The 18,709-nt window shown below is 42.5% G+C and carries 22 protein-coding genes; 8 read left to right on the top strand and 14 right to left on the bottom strand.

All coding sequences use genetic code 11. From position 1 onward, the window contains the following. Window positions 1-478 precede the first annotated feature (478 nt). Window positions 479-1,171: a hypothetical protein gene (locus VIM89_RS18695; RefSeq protein WP_488157701.1), complete on the bottom strand. Its 693-nt coding sequence runs from the start codon at window positions 1,169-1,171 to the stop codon at window positions 479-481. Next, window positions 1,168-2,391, bottom strand: coding sequence for a terminase large subunit (locus VIM89_RS18700; protein ID WP_488157702.1), 1,224 nt, complete (start codon window positions 2,389-2,391; stop codon window positions 1,168-1,170). Before VIM89_RS18700 ends, VIM89_RS18695 begins: the two co-directional genes overlap by 4 nt. A 68-nt stretch (window positions 2,392-2,459) precedes the next feature. Between VIM89_RS18700 and VIM89_RS18705 the strand changes: the two genes are divergently transcribed. Beyond that, window positions 2,460-3,032 (top strand): hypothetical protein, encoded by a 573-nt coding sequence (locus tag VIM89_RS18705; RefSeq protein ID WP_488157703.1) that lies wholly within the window; start codon window positions 2,460-2,462, stop codon window positions 3,030-3,032. On the opposite strand, the gene VIM89_RS18710 is transcribed toward VIM89_RS18705, so the two are convergent. Then, entirely contained in the window at window positions 3,033-3,491 is a 459-nt protein-coding gene (locus VIM89_RS18710) for a hypothetical protein (RefSeq protein WP_488157704.1), read from the bottom strand. 367 nt (window positions 3,492-3,858) lie between these two features. Here VIM89_RS18710 and VIM89_RS18715 point away from each other — a divergent pair, with 367 nt between their 5' ends. From VIM89_RS18715 to VIM89_RS18725, 3 genes are all read left to right on the top strand, one after another. Further along, window positions 3,859-4,608 carry an SDR family NAD(P)-dependent oxidoreductase gene (locus VIM89_RS18715; RefSeq protein WP_488157705.1) on the top strand — a complete coding sequence of 250 codons (750 nt, stop codon included), beginning with the start codon at window positions 3,859-3,861 and terminating at the stop codon, window positions 4,606-4,608. Between the two features lie 224 nt (window positions 4,609-4,832). Further along, on the top strand, window positions 4,833-5,414 hold the full coding sequence (locus VIM89_RS18720) for a TetR/AcrR family transcriptional regulator (RefSeq protein WP_488157706.1): 582 nt from the start codon (window positions 4,833-4,835) through the stop codon (window positions 5,412-5,414). A gap of 108 nt (window positions 5,415-5,522) precedes the next feature. After that, the gene (locus VIM89_RS18725; RefSeq protein WP_488157707.1) at window positions 5,523-6,536 is read left to right on the top strand and encodes a ligand-binding sensor domain-containing protein; all 1,014 of its coding nucleotides are present in this window, start codon (window positions 5,523-5,525) and stop codon (window positions 6,534-6,536) included. Here the strand turns inward: VIM89_RS18725 and VIM89_RS18730 are convergent. After that, window positions 6,525-6,728, bottom strand: a complete 204-nt coding sequence (locus VIM89_RS18730; protein WP_488157708.1) for a hypothetical protein — start codon at window positions 6,726-6,728, stop codon at window positions 6,525-6,527. The two genes, VIM89_RS18725 and VIM89_RS18730, sit on opposite strands and share 12 nt — an antisense overlap. Before the next feature lie 94 nt (window positions 6,729-6,822). Between VIM89_RS18730 and VIM89_RS18735 the strand changes: the two genes are divergently transcribed. Next, complete coding sequence (locus VIM89_RS18735; RefSeq protein WP_488157709.1) at window positions 6,823-7,038, top strand: hypothetical protein; 216 nt, start codon at window positions 6,823-6,825, stop codon at window positions 7,036-7,038. Between the two features lie 19 nt (window positions 7,039-7,057). On the opposite strand, the gene VIM89_RS18740 is transcribed toward VIM89_RS18735, so the two are convergent. From VIM89_RS18740 to VIM89_RS18750, 3 genes are all read right to left on the bottom strand, one after another. Further along, window positions 7,058-7,507 (bottom strand): hypothetical protein, encoded by a 450-nt coding sequence (locus VIM89_RS18740; protein WP_488157710.1) that lies wholly within the window; start codon window positions 7,505-7,507, stop codon window positions 7,058-7,060. 157 nt (window positions 7,508-7,664) lie between these two features. Beyond that, complete coding sequence (locus tag VIM89_RS18745; RefSeq protein WP_488157711.1) at window positions 7,665-8,771, bottom strand: hypothetical protein; 1,107 nt, start codon at window positions 8,769-8,771, stop codon at window positions 7,665-7,667. Between the two features lie 342 nt (window positions 8,772-9,113). After that, a complete protein-coding gene (locus VIM89_RS18750; protein ID WP_488157712.1) occupies window positions 9,114-9,488 on the bottom strand; it encodes a hypothetical protein in 375 nt (124 codons plus the stop codon). A 162-nt stretch (window positions 9,489-9,650) separates the two neighbouring features. Between VIM89_RS18750 and VIM89_RS18755 the strand changes: the two genes are divergently transcribed. Beyond that, window positions 9,651-10,253 carry a TetR/AcrR family transcriptional regulator gene (locus VIM89_RS18755; protein ID WP_488157713.1) on the top strand — a complete coding sequence of 201 codons (603 nt, stop codon included), beginning with the start codon at window positions 9,651-9,653 and terminating at the stop codon, window positions 10,251-10,253. A gap of 4 nt (window positions 10,254-10,257) precedes the next feature. Next, window positions 10,258-12,396: a beta-N-acetylhexosaminidase gene (locus VIM89_RS18760; RefSeq protein ID WP_488157714.1), complete on the top strand. Its 2,139-nt coding sequence runs from the start codon at window positions 10,258-10,260 to the stop codon at window positions 12,394-12,396. 169 nt (window positions 12,397-12,565) lie between these two features. On the opposite strand, the gene VIM89_RS18765 is transcribed toward VIM89_RS18760, so the two are convergent. The 6 genes from VIM89_RS18765 to VIM89_RS18790 form a co-directional block, all read right to left on the bottom strand. Continuing rightward, window positions 12,566-13,129, bottom strand: a complete 564-nt coding sequence (locus VIM89_RS18765) for a hypothetical protein (RefSeq protein WP_488157715.1) — start codon at window positions 13,127-13,129, stop codon at window positions 12,566-12,568. Between the two features lie 91 nt (window positions 13,130-13,220). Further along, entirely contained in the window at window positions 13,221-14,102 is an 882-nt protein-coding gene (locus VIM89_RS18770; RefSeq protein WP_488157716.1) for a helix-turn-helix domain-containing protein, read from the bottom strand. Between the two features lie 3 nt (window positions 14,103-14,105). Further along, on the bottom strand, window positions 14,106-14,519 hold the full coding sequence (locus VIM89_RS18775; RefSeq protein ID WP_488157717.1) for a nuclear transport factor 2 family protein: 414 nt from the start codon (window positions 14,517-14,519) through the stop codon (window positions 14,106-14,108). A gap of 112 nt (window positions 14,520-14,631) precedes the next feature. Continuing rightward, entirely contained in the window at window positions 14,632-15,165 is a 534-nt protein-coding gene (locus tag VIM89_RS18780) for a carboxymuconolactone decarboxylase family protein (protein WP_488157718.1), read from the bottom strand. Window positions 15,166-15,534: 369 nt separating this feature from the next. Next, entirely contained in the window at window positions 15,535-16,242 is a 708-nt protein-coding gene (locus tag VIM89_RS18785; protein ID WP_488157719.1) for a DUF3307 domain-containing protein, read from the bottom strand. Between the two features lie 4 nt (window positions 16,243-16,246). Further along, window positions 16,247-16,873 carry a SatD family protein gene (locus tag VIM89_RS18790; protein WP_488157720.1) on the bottom strand — a complete coding sequence of 209 codons (627 nt, stop codon included), beginning with the start codon at window positions 16,871-16,873 and terminating at the stop codon, window positions 16,247-16,249. A 225-nt stretch (window positions 16,874-17,098) separates the two neighbouring features. Between VIM89_RS18790 and VIM89_RS18795 the strand changes: the two genes are divergently transcribed. Continuing rightward, entirely contained in the window at window positions 17,099-18,346 is a 1,248-nt protein-coding gene (locus VIM89_RS18795; RefSeq protein WP_488157721.1) for a hypothetical protein, read from the top strand. Between the two features lie 174 nt (window positions 18,347-18,520). Here VIM89_RS18795 and VIM89_RS18800 read toward each other — a convergent pair whose 3' ends face one another. Beyond that, the gene (locus tag VIM89_RS18800) at window positions 18,521-18,697 is read right to left on the bottom strand and encodes a lmo0937 family membrane protein (RefSeq protein ID WP_488157722.1); all 177 of its coding nucleotides are present in this window, start codon (window positions 18,695-18,697) and stop codon (window positions 18,521-18,523) included. Window positions 18,698-18,709: the final 12 nt, after the last annotated feature.

An 18,709-nucleotide genomic window follows, 5' to 3' on the forward strand; every position in this document is an offset into this window, starting at 1 on the left:
TAACTGCGGAAAACCTTAACATGATATGAATTATGGCAATTATTAATAGATTTCAAGTCCGGAATAAGTTCTTATTTTTCACCGGGGCTTTAATATTTTGTTCGACAGCTTTTATTCGAGCGCCAAAAATGATAATGGCAATCTTGTTCTATTGTTAACAATTTTCGGAGGTATTATTATGTGCCTTGGTTTCATAAAGCCGAAAGAAAAATCCGATAATTAGTTTGCCCCAATTCATTCACTGGTTTAAGGGTTCATTGCAATGCTTCTAACGGAGTGTCCTTGACTTAACAAAAAGGCACTCAATTCGTAAATCTAATCTTAAATCACCTCTGCGCATTTAATAACTCCTGGTACTTTCGTTGATACTCAGCTTCGGTTTTATTCAGCAAAAGCTTAGTTAGCACGCGGTCGTAGGGGAGGGCTAGTATTTCGGCCCATTTGGTGATGTCGCCGCCGGCGAGTGAGTTGATGGTGTTTATATATTTAAATTTTTCAAACGCCTTAATACCTGCCTTCTTCTCCAGTACAGATGCAGGCGCTGAAAGAACCCGATCTTCTGTTTCAATAAGTCGGGATAACAGGTAAAAAAATGCTTGGCTATGGGCAGCGCCTCCGTTACCCTTAATTTTTTAACCTCATCATTAAATTCTTCAGCTTCGTATTCGTCGTATTTTTTGCCCGTAGCACGGCAGAAAAAGTATTGTGCCAATACATTGCAGCAGGCTTTGAGCGAGGGCTGAAAATGCTCTTTCCAGTTCTCTTCGCCATACAAGTTAATGTGGTTGTTGATCTCGTCGGCAATAATATCGCGTGCAGCCAGGAATGCTCCGGCTGGCTCAACAGAAAGGTTATGAACTACCTTAACTACCACTTTGCGTTTGCCGAGCATAAAGTTTACGTTGTGTGGAACAATGTCGCTATTATACAAGTATTTGATCTGGTGTGCCAGCGATTGGACTGATTCGCCGAAGACGCTAAAATCGTTAAAGTTGATGACGTTTTTCAGGTCGTCTTTAGGGATGCCGGAGAGGATGCTGATGGCATCCAGATCGTCGAGGTAATGCTTCTCCTGTATCTCGATCATTTGACCGAGCGTGATCTCGTTGAGGATGGTGGGAATGCGTACCCTCAGGCTACCATCGATTGTTTTAAGCGTTTTTTCGATCATAGATTTATCAGATTTGAGAGCGGCGCCTGCGTGTTTTTTTCCTTGTAAGGGAGTCTGCTTTTGGGCATAGCTAATTTATTGATTTTTAATTTATTTAATGCAATATATCGCAGCGGATCGATGAGGTGATTGTAACTATCTACAGGTTCATTTATGGCTTTGCCCGAACGGTCCGTGCGCCATTTGTAGCGGCTTAATTCTTCGCGCATGTTGACGCTGTTACGGGTGATATTTAGTTTATAACGTTTCAAGATATCGATAGAGTTTTTAATGCTATCGGCTCCTTTTTTTACTCCGATCACATACCAACCTAAACGTTTGAGTTCTTCAATTGATTTAGGTTCCGCACTGTCGGCAATAATTTCTACGTGTTTGCTGATTCCAAGAGTGGTGAGCCTTTCGGATATATCCAGGTTGGTTAGTCCCGTTTCGTAAATGAGCTCATTTATCCAAAGCTCGCCGTTGTACCGGTATACTTCGATGCAGCCGGTTTCATCGTTGGTAAAACCAAAATCGAGCCCCAGGGCGATTAGCTTTGCGTCTTTTGGAATAGCGTCGCATAGATGCCAATTGCTTAGGACAAGTCCGCTGACTTTACCTGTGATACCCCTGGCATATACTTTCCATTTTTCCTTATCTGTTTGCTGTAGTGACTCGATCTTGTTGTGCGTGCCATTATCCAGGAAGGGATTATGCCGGTGATCGGATATGATAAGCTGAACATCATCGCGCCCAAGCAGATTGTCATGCACCCAAAAGGCAGTGTTGGGATTGTAGTCGATATAGATCCGTTTTCGCGTACGTAAAGCCAACTCGCTGTAAATCTCCCAATCTATTCCATTGGCCTCATTTATAAATAGATAATCTCTCTTGCCAGATTTGGAATCCTGCGCATTTCCATAACTTTTGAATTCGATGATGCTGCCGTTGCGAAATGAAAAAATACGCTCTGATTTATTGTAAGATTTAATGCAGGCGGTTATCGGCTTCGAATCATTGTATATTTTAAGGGCATCGCGCAAAGCGCCTGCTTTAAGATTAGGGATATCCTGGCCAACCACGGTTATCACCTGCGCTGGTAGCTCACCCGCAAGGCTAAAAAGCGCCTGCATAATCGCGTAAGTCTTGCCTGAACTGCTTCCTCCCTGATTGACTACAATATGGGTAGTTGCGGTATAATTTGCAGTGAAAAGTGCAGAGGCTAATTGGTTTGTAAGCATTTGATTTGTAGGTAATTATTTATAACTTTATTTTTAGTTTAAACCAAACATTATCAGCCTGAATAATTATGCGCAAGTTTTATATCCCATTACTGGCAAGTTTGTTGGTCTGCAGTTTTACCGCTTGTAAAAAAGGCAGCGATTCTTACAACGCATCTAAACTTATAATAGGCAAATGGAATTTGCAGCAGCAAAAGACTGTAATATATGTGAATGGCATAAAGCAGATCGATACTGTTTACAGCGCATCCGTATTTAATGCGGCGAACGCAAGGTTTAACAGTAATGGAACATTCAGCAGTGTAGGTTATTTTCATTACCCGGGAACTGAGTCAGATCCGTTAGCCATTGGGTTGAACAATGTTGCAGGTGTAGACTCAACTTACGGTAATTATAGCATTGTCAATTCCAGTTTGAATATCAGTCAAGCCATGGCTGGGTTTAGTAACATGGTGGGCTTTTATGATGCCGCGACCTCTCCTAACACTCTACATCCTGTAAACGTTGTGTCGCGTAGCTCACAAATCAATCAGCTTACTTCCTCTCAATTTAAATTGCACTATGAGTTGATCTACAATATCGTCATCGACGATGCGAGTAGTAGTTATAAAGAGGAAGAAGATTACTATTATACCAGGTAGTTACAATACCACGTCACGTTCGGATGAAGCAAGCGGCGGCCCTGATGTTATGATCTCGGTTTTGAGATTTACATTGGTTGCTTCAGAAGGTTTGTTCTCATCCTGACCAGTCCAATCCAGCATACCCTTTAACGCAAAAATAGCACCGGAGGCGGGACCGTTATTCAATTTCTTCTCGTACTCATATATGATGCGCAGACGGCCGCCTTGAATTAGCTCGGGGTATTTTCCGGTGGTTTCATAATCTGCCATTTCTTTGAGGCTGTTGAAACCGAGGTGAAGTGCCAGACCTGCAATAGTAGGAGGTTCGGGCTGGCGGACCCAAACTATTTCATCAGTAGGTACACCTTTTATTTCTTTTTGTTCCGTATGATTTTCCCCTTTGATCCATTCAAAATATTGCGTGATAAGATTGCTCAGCCTTTCGGCCGAAGCAAGTTTTGGTTTAATTTTTCTCATTGATGATTTGAATGCCGGTTGGCATAAAGGAATAATCAAAGATACTAAATTTTTTAGTTAGGAGCAAATGTTTTTGGTGATTTGTTGTTAAATGGTTAAGTAGTTGGGTGGTTTGATCAAGTTGTAAAAGTTGTAGTTGTTGTAAATTGTTGAAAAGGTTATGAATACTACAGTTGCTATTTTTAAGAGGATGATCGGCCAAACTTTTCCAACCATTGCAACCTCTATAGCCACTACAACCATCTGATCCCAAACCAAAGTGTCATCCTGAAATAATCTTTGAACTTTTTAGGAACGGTCGTTCCGGTTTTGATTTAGATTTGCGGAACAATCATTCCGAAAAGGAAATTTAAATCACGATAACGACATGAAAAAGTTAGAAAACAAAGTAGCAGTAGTAACAGGTGCATCAAAAGGTATTGGTGCAGGTATAGCAAAAAGCCTGGCAGCAGAAGGCGCGGCTGTGGTAGTAAATTATGCTTCAGCAAAAGATGGCGCTGAAAAAGTAGTTGCCGAAATTGAAGCCAATGGCGGTAAGGCTGTTGCAGTACAAGGCGACGTATCAAAAGCAGCTGATGTGAAACGCCTGTTTGACGAAGCAAAGAACATATATGGTGAAGTGGATATCCTGGTAAATAATGCAGGGATATATAAATTCAGTCCGGTAGAAGAAATTACTGAGGATGAATTTCACCGCCAGTTTAATACCAACGTGCTTGGTTTATTGTTGGCCACCCAAAATGCAGTTGGTCATTTTGGTGACAAAGGCGGCAGCGTGATCAACATAGGTTCGGTGGTGAGCCGTATTACTCCTCCGGGAAGTGCTATTTATACTGCAACCAAAGGCGCTGTTGATTCAATCACCCAGGTATTGTCAAAAGAATTAGGCCCTAAGAAGATCCGCGTAAATTCAATCAATCCGGGTATGGTGGAAACTGAAGGCTCACATTCTGCGGGCTTTATTGGCAGCGATTTCCAGAAATGGGCAGAATCGACTACGCCGCTGGGCCGTATTGGCCAGCCTGATGATATTGCACCTATTGCCGTGTTCCTGGCATCTGATGATTCAAAATGGCTGACTGGGGAAACTATTTTAGCCGGTGGTGGATCAAGGTAATCAGTTTGCAGTTGCAGGTTTGCAGTTGGCAGTTTGTTAATCAGTTAACCGGTGACCAGTTGATCAGGGGGATAAGATTGTGATTGGTCGAATGTGAAAGGGTTCAGTGAGATAGATTAAACGACTCTGATTAACCGGTAACTAATCACCGGTTAACTGATTAACTGACCAACTAATCACAAAAATCAATAGCTTTGCTCATAAACGGGCAAAGCTTTTCTGTTATGGCAAGGACTAAAGATTTTGATGAGGATGAGGTGCTGCAAAAGGCCATGAACATTTTTTGGCACAAAGGGTATAACGGTACTTCGATGCAGGACCTGGTGGATGGCCTGGGCATCAGCCGGTCGAGTATGTATGATACCTTTGGGGATAAGCATACGCTGTTTATCCGTGCGCTGGAGAACTACAAGAAGATAGCCACTAATGAAATGAAAGCACTTGTGGACAAGGCGCCGTCGGCTAAAGAAGCCATCAGGCGGATGTTTGAATACACGATTGCCGAATTGGTGAGTGACAAGCAGCACAAAGGGTGTTTCCTGGTGAACGCTGGTGTGGAGATGGCTCCGCATGATACTGAAGTAAATAAAATGCTTTGTGAAAATGACCGTCAGTTGGAAAAGTATTTTAACGAGGCCATCAAAAAAGGCCAGGCGAGCGGTGAAATATCTAATGAGAAAGACAGCCACGCACTGGCCCAGTTTATTTTAAATTCCATAAAGGGCATCCGCGTTACTGCAAAGTCGGGTGCTGATAAAAAGATATTCAGGGATATTGTTGAGGTGACGATGAGTGCGCTTGGGTAGAATGGTTCATATGTTTTCTTGAGCGTGGACGCTCAAAATTGGATCATTCAAGCGAGACGTTTGAACGGGCGGATGGGTTAGTTGAAACACTTAAGTAATTAAAAGAAAATGATCAAATATGCTTTGTTCCTGATGCTTATTTTTTGCACTTACTGTAAAGGACAAAACAAAACTGAATTACCAAAAGCTGATACCAAGCCCGAAAACAAAGAGTTAATTACCTCACACGGACCCAAGAACATCGTTCGTAATATTATACAAGACCGAAAGGGAAACATTTGGATTGCTGCATTTGATGGTATTTTTCGATACGATGGGAAATCGTTTACCAATATTACCAGTAAAGTAAGTTCGGCCAGGTTCTTTTCAGTTTTGGAAGATAGGAAGGGCAACTTATGGTTCGGCTCTATTGGCTCAGGTGTTTATTTATATAATGGGAAATCCTTCCGGAACTTTATGACTAAGGACGGACTTGCCGGTAATGATGTTGGTTGCATTTATGAAGATAGAACGGGCAATATTTGGTTTGGCACAGGAAGAGGAGCAAGCTGCTACAATGGCAGATCCTTTCGAAATTACACAATGAAAGAAGGACTGTCCAATAACGATGTTAATTCTATCATTGAAGACAAGAATGGAAAATTCTGGTTTGGAACCAGGGGTGATGCCTGCATTTATGATGGGAAGAAATTTACCGTGTTCACCCATAATGGCAAACCTTTTACATATGTTTGGTCCATAATCCAAGATAAAAAACGCAATATCTGGCTCGGTGGCAAAGATGGCCTGTGGCGTTACGACGGCAGTTCATTTGCTAATTTCACACAGAAGTTTGTTGGTTCTGTAATCGAAGATAAAAAAGGCAATATTTGGACTGGTTCAATAAGCGCCTATGGCCAAAGCTGGGCACTTTCCCGGTACGACAGGAAGACATTGTCTGATAAAAACCCAACTGTAATGGAAATAAAGTCAAAAGAAGGAATGATTTCTGGAATTTTAGAAGCTAATGATGGTGATATTTGGTTTGGCGCTGTAAGAGGTGTGCACCGGTATGATGGAAGCACCGTAAAAGACTTTAATGAAATTAATACTGTCACAAGTAATCCATTCTCAGGATACTAATTTAAAGTCGCTCATTTCTTTTGTAAGGAATTCTTCCAATATGTCCACCGGAATTTCCCGTTTGCCATTTTCGTCGACATTGAGGTAATCAATTTTAGTAATACCAAATATCAGGGCAAGGCCGGAAGGTTCAAAGCCCATCACTTTAAATTTCTGCATATCGTTTGCCCAAATCTGGCCTTCTTGTATCATATCAATTTAACCTGTGGCTATTCAATTTGTTTGATAAAATCACCATCAAACATTTCCCGCACTTTTTCCTTTTTTACTTACCAATCAACCAAATATGAACAGAACCATCGGGATTGTCCTTTTAATCATCGGCGCAGCCATGCTGATATGGACAGGGTTTACCTACACCAAAAAAGAAAAAGTTATTGACGCCGGCCCCATACAGGTTTCTGCTGATCGTCAGCATACCGTAAACTGGCCACCGTATGCTGGAGGCATACTGGTAATAGGAGGTATAATTTTACTGGTGACCGGGAAAAAGACGGCCTGAAGTGGATAAGCATCCCCGGCTACTGCTTAGTATAAACCAGCGGGGATGGCACACAATTGGCATTGGGCGGACAGGTAAAATACAGATAAAGGATGTTTTTCTGCCCATTAAACCCAATGGTATAAGTGTCATTGCTTTGGCCGTTGACAGCAACAAGGGATGATTCAGGGCCGTAACTGTTGTCGGGATTTGAATAGTTTTGTGTACTTTTTAATGTAAGCGTAGTATTCTGCAGCGTGTATGTGCCGACAGTTTTATAACGATAACCGATTGTACTTTTGCTTGCACTGTCAATCTCCAGCACATCATTTTCGAAAGTTAAATCACTTTTAAAAACGAACTGCATTTTAACGGTACTATGGGTTTGGGTCCACACACCTAAAATGCCAGCCTGAGTGTTCTCTTTTTTGCACCCGAGGTAAGTTATGGCAACAAATAAAGTGAGCAATAGTAAAGGTTTTGTTTTCATAATTGCCCTTACGGATTATATTCTCTTTTCGCTACAAAAGTAGGGGGAATGAGGTGAAGAAAATGTCTGAATCAGAATTTCCTGAATTTAAGAATGATCAGAATCTTGGTAATTCAATAATTCTGAAAATTCTGATTCAGACAAAGAATATTGTCGCTTATTTAGTTGCTGCCGAAGGTGCTTTTGCTGCGTTTGCCAATGCTTCTTCGGTAATATTTATTGGTTGGGCGGGTGCAGGCACTCCAGAGACCTTGGTTACTACAGTATAAGCATTACCAATGTCCAGGCCGATGGCTTTGTCGGCATTTAGAGGGCCGGTCCACTGTAATGAACGCAGGCAATAACCTGTGCTGGCCATATCTGCTGCGCCCGGCGGAACGATAACATCCAGCACGCCGTCGAATTCCTTTTTAAAGTATTCTACCAGATCCGGGTATAAAGCGCCGCCGCCTACCAGGTAAAGCTTATCGGTTTTTTCAAAATCAGAATCAAGGAAATTCTTTTTAAGGGTAGGGGATATGATCTCGTCATAATAACTGGCCAGTTGATTTTGCCTGATGCCGGTTAGGTCCTGCTTTTTACGGTTAACAACCGCCTTGCCGTGCTGAAAGTTCTGGTTTACTACGTGCTCGTTTTTCATGCCCATATTGAAGCTCCTGTTCAGCTCGGTTTGCATATTATTCACTGCATGGCGCAAGCCGGGGACACTTGTGCATGTACGGCCGATCAGTCCGTTTTCAGTGCTCAGGCCGGTTTCGCAGGTGCCGTAACCCAGGCTGACGATAAAGAAATTATCCTTTTCGGCGACAGGGCCCTTGCGTATACCATTTATACAGCCCAAAATTTCGGGCATTATTTCTACATGGGTTATGGTAAGGTGGGTGCGTTTATGTTCGTTGGTTGAAAAAGTATCGCCATTGAACTCGATAAAAACATCCTTCAGCGAAAAGAAATCTTCTGCCTGTTGCTTATACACCTCGTAGGTGGTATAAGGGAATCCGGTGGTGAGCACAATCTCACCTGATTTGGCGCCGGTGGCAATCAGCAAGCCGGCTTTAGCTAAAAGCTGGTAGTCGAGATCGGCAGGGGAGCTGTTGATGTTGCGATAGGGGGAGAGCCCTTGCGAAAAAGCAAGCTCGCCTATTAAATAACCTACGCCCGCTTCATACAATTGTATTTTCTTTTCGGGACTTGATGATACGTTGATAAGCGCCTGATTATAACGCTCGATAACGCTTGGGATGCTGACAGAGTTGAAGTTCATTGGGGGCTTTACTTTTTGTCAATCTTAAACCTTTGTTGTTAATTGAACGATAAATGAGGGTTAATAGTTCGGTTTTTGAGCACATTTTTGAACAAATTTTAATTGAAAAATGGCCCAATACTTTAATAGGAAACGGTTAATGCATTCCTGATCTTGGGGTTATCAAGATTTGGTCATAGTAAAAATTTGGCGCTTTGTGACGGAGAAAAATAGCGTATCAAACAAATGAGTGGTTCAAACAAAATGTCAGACCCCTGCATGGCCGCTCTGTATAGCATGCGATTGCTTCGTTGCGCGGCACACACTACCCGCCTTGCGCCTCGCAATGACAAATTGGGGAGATTAAATACCTGCAAACATACTTTGTGCCTTTTCGCCGATGAGTGGAATGGGGGTCTTTTCGCCATTTATCGCTCCAAGAAAACCGAGAACCCAAAGGACAATAATGGAAGTTCTGGTTAGCCAGTTTAAAGCTGATGCCACCCAATAATCGGGACTAAAAAGGAGGTAAAAGAAAATTAGGTCTAAAGCAGCTACTACGACCGTCGAAATGATATGGAACAGTAAAGTTTGTCTGAGCTGATAGCTTCCAAGTCCGGTTTTGTTCTTATGATGCAAAGCAAAATAAGCGATAAGCCATCCAATAATAAAGAAATAACTTACTATACCTGCTGCTTTTCCATCTTCATCAGGCAGAGGATTTTCGTTCGTTTCCATCTGATAATTAATTAATTAGACTTGGTGGTGATATAACCGACAAGCACGCATTTTGTTTTAAATAATGTTCACGGTTCCAGGAAGAAAATCTTTCGGAAAATATTTGCTTTTAAATATTTTCCATCTATCTTAGGAAAATATTAACCTAAAAATATTTTCCAATTGAAAGAAAAGATCGTTGAAGTGGCACTGGAGCAATTTCTGCAGCATGGCATACGCAATATGACCATTAAGAAGCTGATCGAGCCTATGGGGATTTCGACAAAGACTGTTTACAAATATTTTGAAAGCAAGGAAGATCTGCTGACCGAATGCCTTCAGGTTTTATATAACGGTTACTATACTGAGTTTAAAGCTATTCTGGATAAAGGCTATGATCCTGTAAATACTTTGCTGATTGTTTATAGGGGTGCGTTAGAAAAAGATTTTGGCGTAAATCATCAGTTTTTTCATGACCTGAATCATTATTATCCTGAATTACAGAATGCAGCTATTGAGCAAAGCAGCAAAAACTATGGCAGCATGTTTATGGGGTTAATGGAAGGGGGAGTTAATGAGGGCTATTTCCATGATTTTCTGATTCCTGAAGTTGCACTGAAGGGCATATTAACCTTATACACATCAATGACCCGTTCTGAAGAGTATAAACACTTTAAAGGTGGTCCTGATAAGCTTTTTAAGAACCTTGTAGAAGTTTACATACGCGGTATGTGCACCGAAAAGGGCCTGAAAGAAATCGAAAATAATCCACATCACAACGATTAATTATATGAAGAAGATCATCCTTATTGCTTTCCTGTTTTCTTGTTGTATTGCTGTTAATGCGCAGCAGAATACATTGAACCTGATGCCTGTGCCGAAACAACTCACCGAAATGAGTGGCAAAAATCGTATCACCAATAAATTTACTGTATCGGTACAAGGTAATGCAGCAGATACTGTTTTGTTTAAGGCGGTTAACCGGGCTTATCAAACACTGAACCGCAAAACAGGTTTGGCGTTTGGTCAGCAATATATTACGCCGACGGATAAGAATGATTCGGCGTCTTTAATGGTAAATGTGAAAGCCCAGGTTCATGCAGGTATCGGAATGGATGAAAGTTATTCGCTTAAAGTAAATGAGAAGCAAATTATGCTGAATGCGGCAAATACAATTGGCGCTTTGCGTGGCTTGCAGACCATCGTTCAGCTTTGTGATAAGGATGAGAACGGTTATTATTTCCCTTGTGTGGTAATTGAGGATTCACCCCGGTTTAAGTGGAGAGGATTGATGCTGGATGTGGCACGGCATTTTATTTCTTATGACGAAATAAAACGGAATATTGATGCAATGGCAGCAGTAAAAATGAACGTATTACACTGGCACCTGACGGATGATGAAGGTTTCCGTGTGGAATCAAAGGTGTTCCCATTATTGCATCAAAAGGGATCGAATGGTGATTATTATACCCAGGCGCAACTAAAGGAAATTGTAAGATATGCAGCGGAGCGTGGGATTGTAGTTGTACCGGAGTTTGATATGCCGGGGCATGCGCAAAGCTGGTTTGCAGGTTATCCGGAACTGGCGAGTCAGCCGGGGCCGTATCACCCTGGTCAGCGGATGCAGTGGCAAAAGGAGCACCCGGAGATAAAAACCCCGCCGGTTACCTCCATAGCAGACATTGTGGCTAATATGGTTGCTCCAACGTTCGACCCGACGAATGAGAAGGTGTATGATTTCCTGGATAAATTTATTGGGGAGATGTCGGGCATTTTCCCATCGGGTTATATGCACATTGGTGCTGACGAGAACAACGGACAGGCCTGGAAGCTGAACCCGAAGATAATGGACTGGATGAAGCAGCACCAGATGCAAAGCACGGACGATCTTCAGCGCTATTTTGTTGAACGCGTGTACGGACTGATGAAAAAACATCACCGCACGATGGTAGGCTGGGAGGAGATCTATAATGACAAACTGCCAAAGGATGCTATTGTGCATAAATGGATACCTTCTGATAATAGTATGATTAAATCATACGGCATAGCCAATGATATTGCGCAGCATAACCCGGTGTTGATATCTGAAGGTTTTTACCTCGACCTGTTTTTGCCAGCTTATATTCATTATAACAATGCGTCAATAGCTGCGGCTAATAACCCCAATATCCTTGGCGGCGAGGCGGCGCAATGGACCGAACTTGCAGACAACAATAATATTGATGGCCGGGTTTGGCCCCGTGCGGCTGCTATTGCTGAAAGGCTGTGGTCGCCGGCAAGTGTGGCGGATGTGGATGATATGTATCGTCGCTTATATATTTTGAGTAACGAACTGGATGAGCAAGGCCTGAATCATCTGACCAATTATGAGCGTGCCCTGCGCCGCCTGACCAACGGAGAGCCAACCGAACATTTGCAGGTATTGACCAATGTACTTAGCCAGGTAAAAGGTTATCGCAAGTTGGTTGCTATGATGATGAGAGCGCCGCAGGCATCTTATCAAACTACACCACTTACTTCTGTTTCGGATGTGATACTGGCTGATCCGGCAACAAAACGAAAATTTAGGGCATTGGTGAAACTGTATTTGGAGAAGAAGGATAAAAATGCCGAGGAAGCTATTCGGTCTTACCTGCAAACATGGAAACAGAATGATGCGTACATGCAGCCTTTATTTGCGGGAAATAAGCGTTTAATGGAGATCCAGGATCATTCTAGGAATCTGTCAATAGCTGCAGCGATTGGTTTGGAAGCTTTGGACAGGATAGATAAAGGTGTTACCGATGTTGTCTGGGTGCAGAAGCAATCGGATGCATTGAGCGCATTTGAGAAAGCGCATTATGAAACAGAGCTGGTTGTTATTCCCGAGATTGAGGAATTGGTGATAGGGCATATGATAGCTGAACCGGAGAAGTATTCGGCGTTTTGATCGCTTGCAGAGTTGACTCACCCGACGACGCTACGCTGGTCGACCCTCTCTACCGCAAGCGGTAAAGAGGGGAAAAAATAAAAACCCTCTTTATGCGCAGCATAGAGAGGGTGGTCGAGCGAGAGCGATGACCGGGTGAGTCAACTCTGCGCGATGCATATTAGTACGATCAGAATGTATAACCAACACGCAATCCTACCAGGCTAAAATTGGTGTTGATATTGTCATTGACATAATAGCTTTTATTGTTTCCAAAAAAGCTCTCATACCGAAGTGAGAAATCCCACGATTTAACAGCATATCCGAAACCGCCCGACCACAGCAATTTGGTTGTTCTGGGAATACCGTTGTCGACGTTTTTAAGGACGTTGAAATTTTGTGTTTCAAATCCCGCGCCGGCCTCTCCACTGAAATAAAACCCGGAGCCGACGTGCGCTTTCAATCCCAGCTTGACAGGTACCATGCCCATTGCAGCGCGGACATTGGTGCCCAGGAACTCATAATAGCCGGAGGTGAGCGTTAAGGCAAAGTTTTTGGAGACATCGTACTGTACACGGCCCGTGGCGCCCAGCTCTGTTTTTGAAGCAATGCCCGAAAGCGTGATGCCGCCTTCTGCACCTACTCCAAAATGCAAGGGATTGTCAGAATGTGTTTGTGTGATTTGTGCTTTTGCAGTGATGGCAAAAAGACAGATAGCAAGAACTCCCGTGAATAAATTTTTAAGTGTTTTCATATTTATAAGGTTTTTGATAATACCTATTGAAAACACTACGCAAGGTCTTTTATTTTATGACAGACCTTAGTTTAACAATCTTTAACAATGATCATACTTCCGCTTTTGCAAATCCCACAGTCTCCCTATATAACTGTGGTGATACATCAGCATTGTTTTTAAAGAAGCGGCTGAAATAAAATTCATCATTAAAGCCTAGCTCGTAGGCAATAGATTTTACGGGTTTCGAGGTAAGGTATAATTCCCGTTTGGCTTCAATTACAATTCGCTCGGCAATCATATTGGTGAGTGTTTTATTGAAGTGGTTTTTGGTGATCTTGGCTAATGCCTTGGGTGAGATATTAAGCAGTTCGGCATAATCAGCCGGTGAGTGTTTGGTTTTAAAATGTTTCTCGATAGCGTCCTTCAGGTTTTGCAAAACAAAAGGCTCTTTCAATCCAGAGATTTCTGCTGAAGCAAGTGGGTTTTGTTCTACCCTAAGACGGGAGCCGTGGATCAGCAATATTTTGAGGTAGGATATCAGAAGTTCGTATTGTGCCAGTGCAGCATTTTGCATTTCGGCTTGCATCTGTTCAATTATATTGAGCAATATGACAACATCTTTATCAGTAAGTGTGATAAATGGCGGCTGATAAATATTATTAAACAATACACCATTGCAGGCCACCTCTTTCTGGTGCAGGTGGATACAGAAAAAATCCGGATGGAAGTTTAATACGACGCCATTTAACTCCTCTACCGGACTGATCATAAATGGCTGGTAAGGCGAGAAACACATCATCACCTGTCCTGTGAAATCGTACGTCATGAAATCAGATTTTAACTTGCCGCTGCCTGAAAGGTTGATGACAACAGTATAGTAATTGTTTCTTTGTACATGATCAAAATGACTATTATCGCTGTAAGGAAAAATCTTGAAAGCGAGATTGCCATTTTTAGGGTCGACCAGTGTTAACGGCTTTTGCGTTTGCATAAATTACTTCAGTTTCCGGTCCGACTCCTTTATCGGCAGATCGTTGATGCTGGCATAGCGTTTACGCATATAGCCATCTTCGTCAAACTCCCATAATTCATTACCATAACTGCGATACCAGTTGCCTGAGTCGTCATGCCATTCATATTCAAAACGCACAGCCATACGGTTTTCACGGAAACCCCATAGTTCTTTTTTTAATTTATAGTCCAGCTCCTTTGCCCATTTGCGTTTCAGGAACGCTACTACTTCTTCGCGCCCGTTAATAAATTCGGAACGATTACGCCACTCTGTATCAACACTGTAGGCCAGTGATACACGTTCAGGGTCGCGGGTGTTCCAGGCGTCTTCGGCGGCCTGCACTTTTTGCTGGGCGGTTTCCATTGTAAATGGCGGTATCGGAAATCTCTTTTCCATGGGTTCTGAAGGTTTTATGCAAATATAATTAGAGGCTCGGTCGGGATAGCTTTTGTTATGTCATATTCACCCCACTTTCCTTTATGGAAAGTGGGGTGAAAATTGAAATATATTATAGTTCTGGAGCCAGAGGAAAATCAACCGTTACATGGGTCAGGTTGTGCAAATAGTTCATAATGGTTTTATCGCCTATCAGCATAACCAGATCAATCAAGCTGCCTTCATTATAACCTGCTGCAAAGAAGTTGTCTACTAGCGCGCTGTCAGCCTTTCCTTTAGTTTCGGTGATGTTCTTTGCCAGTTTTACCAATGCATCCAGTTTAGCATCAAATGAAGCGCTGCCTTTACGGATCTCGATTATCTGCTCATCGGTTAAACCATGCATTTTACCCAACATGGTGTGGGCGCTTAAACAGTAGATACATCCGTTTACCTGGCTGACGATCAAATTAACAGCTTCTTTTTCTTTGCCGCGTAATGAGGTTTTGCCACCCTGGAAAGTTACATAATTGCCTAAGGCATTTTCAGAATAGGCCATAGTTGCATACAGGTTCGGCACCATGCCAATGGCTTTATTTAGATTATCAAAAATTGCCTGGTTGTGTTCTGACACCTGATCCCTTGTTGGTACTGCGAAAGTTTTCATGGTTTTAACTTAATTTTTTGTGTTTGAATTGATAAGTCAAAGTTGCGCTGTTTAGCTTCGCAAAGGAATGGAGGAAGGGAGCAAGGGCATGGACTATTTTCCCGGGGGGGTAGACAGATCGCTTGCAGAGTTGACTCACCCGGTCGACGCTACGCTGGACCACCCTCTCTACCGCAGGCGGTAAAGAGGGAAGAAGAGAAAAGATGTTTACCCCGCCTGTTCAAGTGTCTGCGCTTGAACATATAACGTTTTGAGCGTCCTCGCTCAAGTCGGTTATTTTATTAGTTCTTTCTTGAGCGTAGACGCTCAAAATAGAATCGTTCAAGCGGGACGCTTGAACGGGCGATAAGAAAAGAAGAGAAAAAATGTTTACAACGATTTAGTTATCACAATCCCAATAATTGCGGCAGCTGTGAAACTCATCAGTGTGCCTATTAAAACGTATTCAGTTTTCTTTTGGGTGTTTTCTTTGTCGCTGAAGCGGAGAATGGATTTTGCAGCGATGAGAAAGCCTACGGCCGCGAACTGATTACTGATAATGAAAGTGAGTATGAGCAGACGTTCAAAAAAGCCTATCCAAACGCCGGCTTTGGCTAATCCTTCTTTATTTACTTCGGCTGCTTCGCGCCATTTTTCGGTTGCCATGCCTATGATGAAACCCAGCGGCCAGGTAACCAGTACATATCCTGTAACTACAAACCAGAATTTGGTGTTTTGTGCCAGTGCAGTGAGGTATGCCCAAACCGTATGCAAATTGAAGCTGATGATGATCCAAAGAGCTATGATGATCAGGATGTGAAAAAGCTGATCGAGGAGGAAATACTTTAGATTTTCGGGGCGGTTTAGTTTCCAAAGATCGATAAAGAAATGGGTTATCATTACTACGAGTGGGAGCCACCAGTTATACCATAGTCCTGAGAAAAGATAGGCTGTGGCGCCAGCTACCAATATGTGCAGATAGAGTTTGCCTGAGCGGTGTTTCTTTTGCTTTTTCTGATTTACCCATGCAGTTGGCTGTAGCACAAAATCGGTAAGCAGGTGGGCAACCAGTAAACGTAATAATAAATTCAGCTCCATTACATCATTGCGTTAGTGATGCAATATAACGCATTGTTTTATCAATTTCTTTCCAGCGGGAAAGCTTTATGCGGTTGTTTACTGCCGATTGGGCAATTTTTAGTTCATTGGCTATCTCCTGCTGAGTCTTTCCTTCGAGTAAAAGAAATACCGCTTCGGCCTGGTTTTTTGTCCATTGACTGATGATAATATTGGCTAGATTAAGGATGATATCTAATTGTTCATTTAGTTTGGGATCATTGGTTGATATCTGCAAATAGTTTTGCGTAGTCTTCATTTCATCAAAGGCACGGCCCGATAAATGAAAGGCTTCACCATCGGCATCTAAAACCGATTTTCCAAAATAAGCTACATCGCCAATGCCGATAGACAGGCGCGCATCCAGGGACTCATTTTCGGTGCTATCTGAGTAGCTTTTAAGCCAGCATCTGATCTGTATGCTTCTTTTCAATGATTCGGCCACATTGTCAAATACTAATTGAAAGCTATCCCCCCTGAATATCTCGGCATATTCCGGTTTGGTCACCCATGATTTGATAAGCGCACTTGTATGATCGATCAACTCTTCACGTTTATCAGCATTTATCGATGTGGAATTGGCGATATCTCCTGTTACTACGCTATACCTCATATTGTAAAATTATCAATTTTAAATTAGATAATCAATAAATATCTATAAAAAAATAGATAATATCAAATTATCTACTATTAAATAGATAATACGTAAGTCTAAATAAAAAGTTTTATTATGCTCAACCTAAAAGATATATGCGGTTTTTTTTAGCAGATTAAAAACTTTAATATTGCGCCCCTAGACATTTATAGACACCGGGTAGTCAATTTTATAACTTTATCGATGAGGCGGTTTTTCGCTGTTATTTTTATACTGATTGGGAGCTTGCTATTAACCGCTAACCTGTATGCCCAGGACAGGCCGCTTATCCCCATAACCAAATATCCGCGTAAAGATACCGCCAAGGTAATGCCGGCAGAAGTGGAACAGGAAACGGATATTTCTGATTTATTACAGTCTATTTTTACTAAGAATTATAAACCTGCCAAGCTGGATACTATTGGCCGCAAGCCTATTGTGTCATTTGTGCCTGCAGTAGGCTATTCGCTGCAGACCGAATTTGCCGGAACGATAACCGGTAATATCGTTTTCCGCTCTGCACCGAATTCAAAAGTGTCAGCTATTACAACTAGTATGGGTTTTACGCAACGGAAGCAGTTTACATTGCCAATCGTATCGAATATCTGGACGAACAATAACAAATTTGTTTTTGTGGGCGATGCGAGATTCTATGTGTATCCTCAAAGTACTTATGGGCTGGGAACAAACTCCAATATTAAAGATGAGGATCCAATGCGTTATAACCTGTTCCGTTTTTCGGAGGTGGTAATGCGACAGGTTACCGGCGACTTTTACCTGGGTGCGGGTTATAAGCTGATGCAGCATTGGAACATTTCGCACAAAGGACCACTGGATGGGGTGCCGTCTGATTATGACGCTTATGGGGCTAGTCCACACACCACTTCGTCGGGTTTGAGTGTGAATGCCTTGTTCGATAGCCGGGATAATTCTGTTAATGCCTCTAAGGGCTTTTATGCGGCTATTCAATATTATGATTACCTGAAATTCCTGGGTAGTAATAGTGGCTGGAGATCACTAGTTGTAGATATACGCAAATATTACCGGCTGCCGGAGAATTCTGATAATGTGATCGCCTTTTGGTCGTACGATTGGCTTACGCTCTCTGGCCGACCGCCATATCTTGACCTGCCGAGTACTTCGTGGGATACTTATTCTACTACCGGGCGTGGTTATATCCAAAGCCGCTTTCGTGGGGCGCAAATGGTGTATGCGGAAGCCGAATACCGTTTCAGGATAACGCCTAACGGACTGCTGGGCGGTGTTGTGTTTCTGAACGGGGAAAGCTTCTCATCGGCTCCCGGTACTCCTTTACAATCTATCCAGCCGGGGTATGGCCCAGGTTTACGTATAAAGCTGAGTAAGGTATCTAAAACCAACCTGGATATTGATTATGGGTTTGGTAATCAGGGTTCTAGAGGTTTGTTTTTGACGGTAGGAGAGGTGTTTTAGGAAGTCGGAAGTCGGAAGTCGGAAGTCGGAAGTCGGAAGTCGGAAGTCGGAAGTCGGAAGTCGGAAGTCGGAAGTCGGAAGTCGGAAGTCGGAAGTCGGAAGTCGGAAAGAATTTGGCTGATCAAAATACGAAAACTAAATTACTCACCCCGGCTCGTCCGAAGTGAGTAAATCTTAATACCAGCGTCCTCTTGTAGCGTCAGCGCCGCCGTTAATAATGTTTATTATAAACAGCAGGGCCGCCAAGACTAATACGATATGTATGGCATGGCTGTGAACGTGAAATGCAAACAAACCTAATAGCCACCCAACTACCAGGATGACTATTATTATATAAATTATCCTTCTCATAATAATACAACC

Origin of the sequence: Mucilaginibacter sp., from assembly GCF_036568825.1 — a bacterium.
Classification (GTDB): Bacteria; Bacteroidota; Bacteroidia; order Sphingobacteriales; family Sphingobacteriaceae; genus Mucilaginibacter.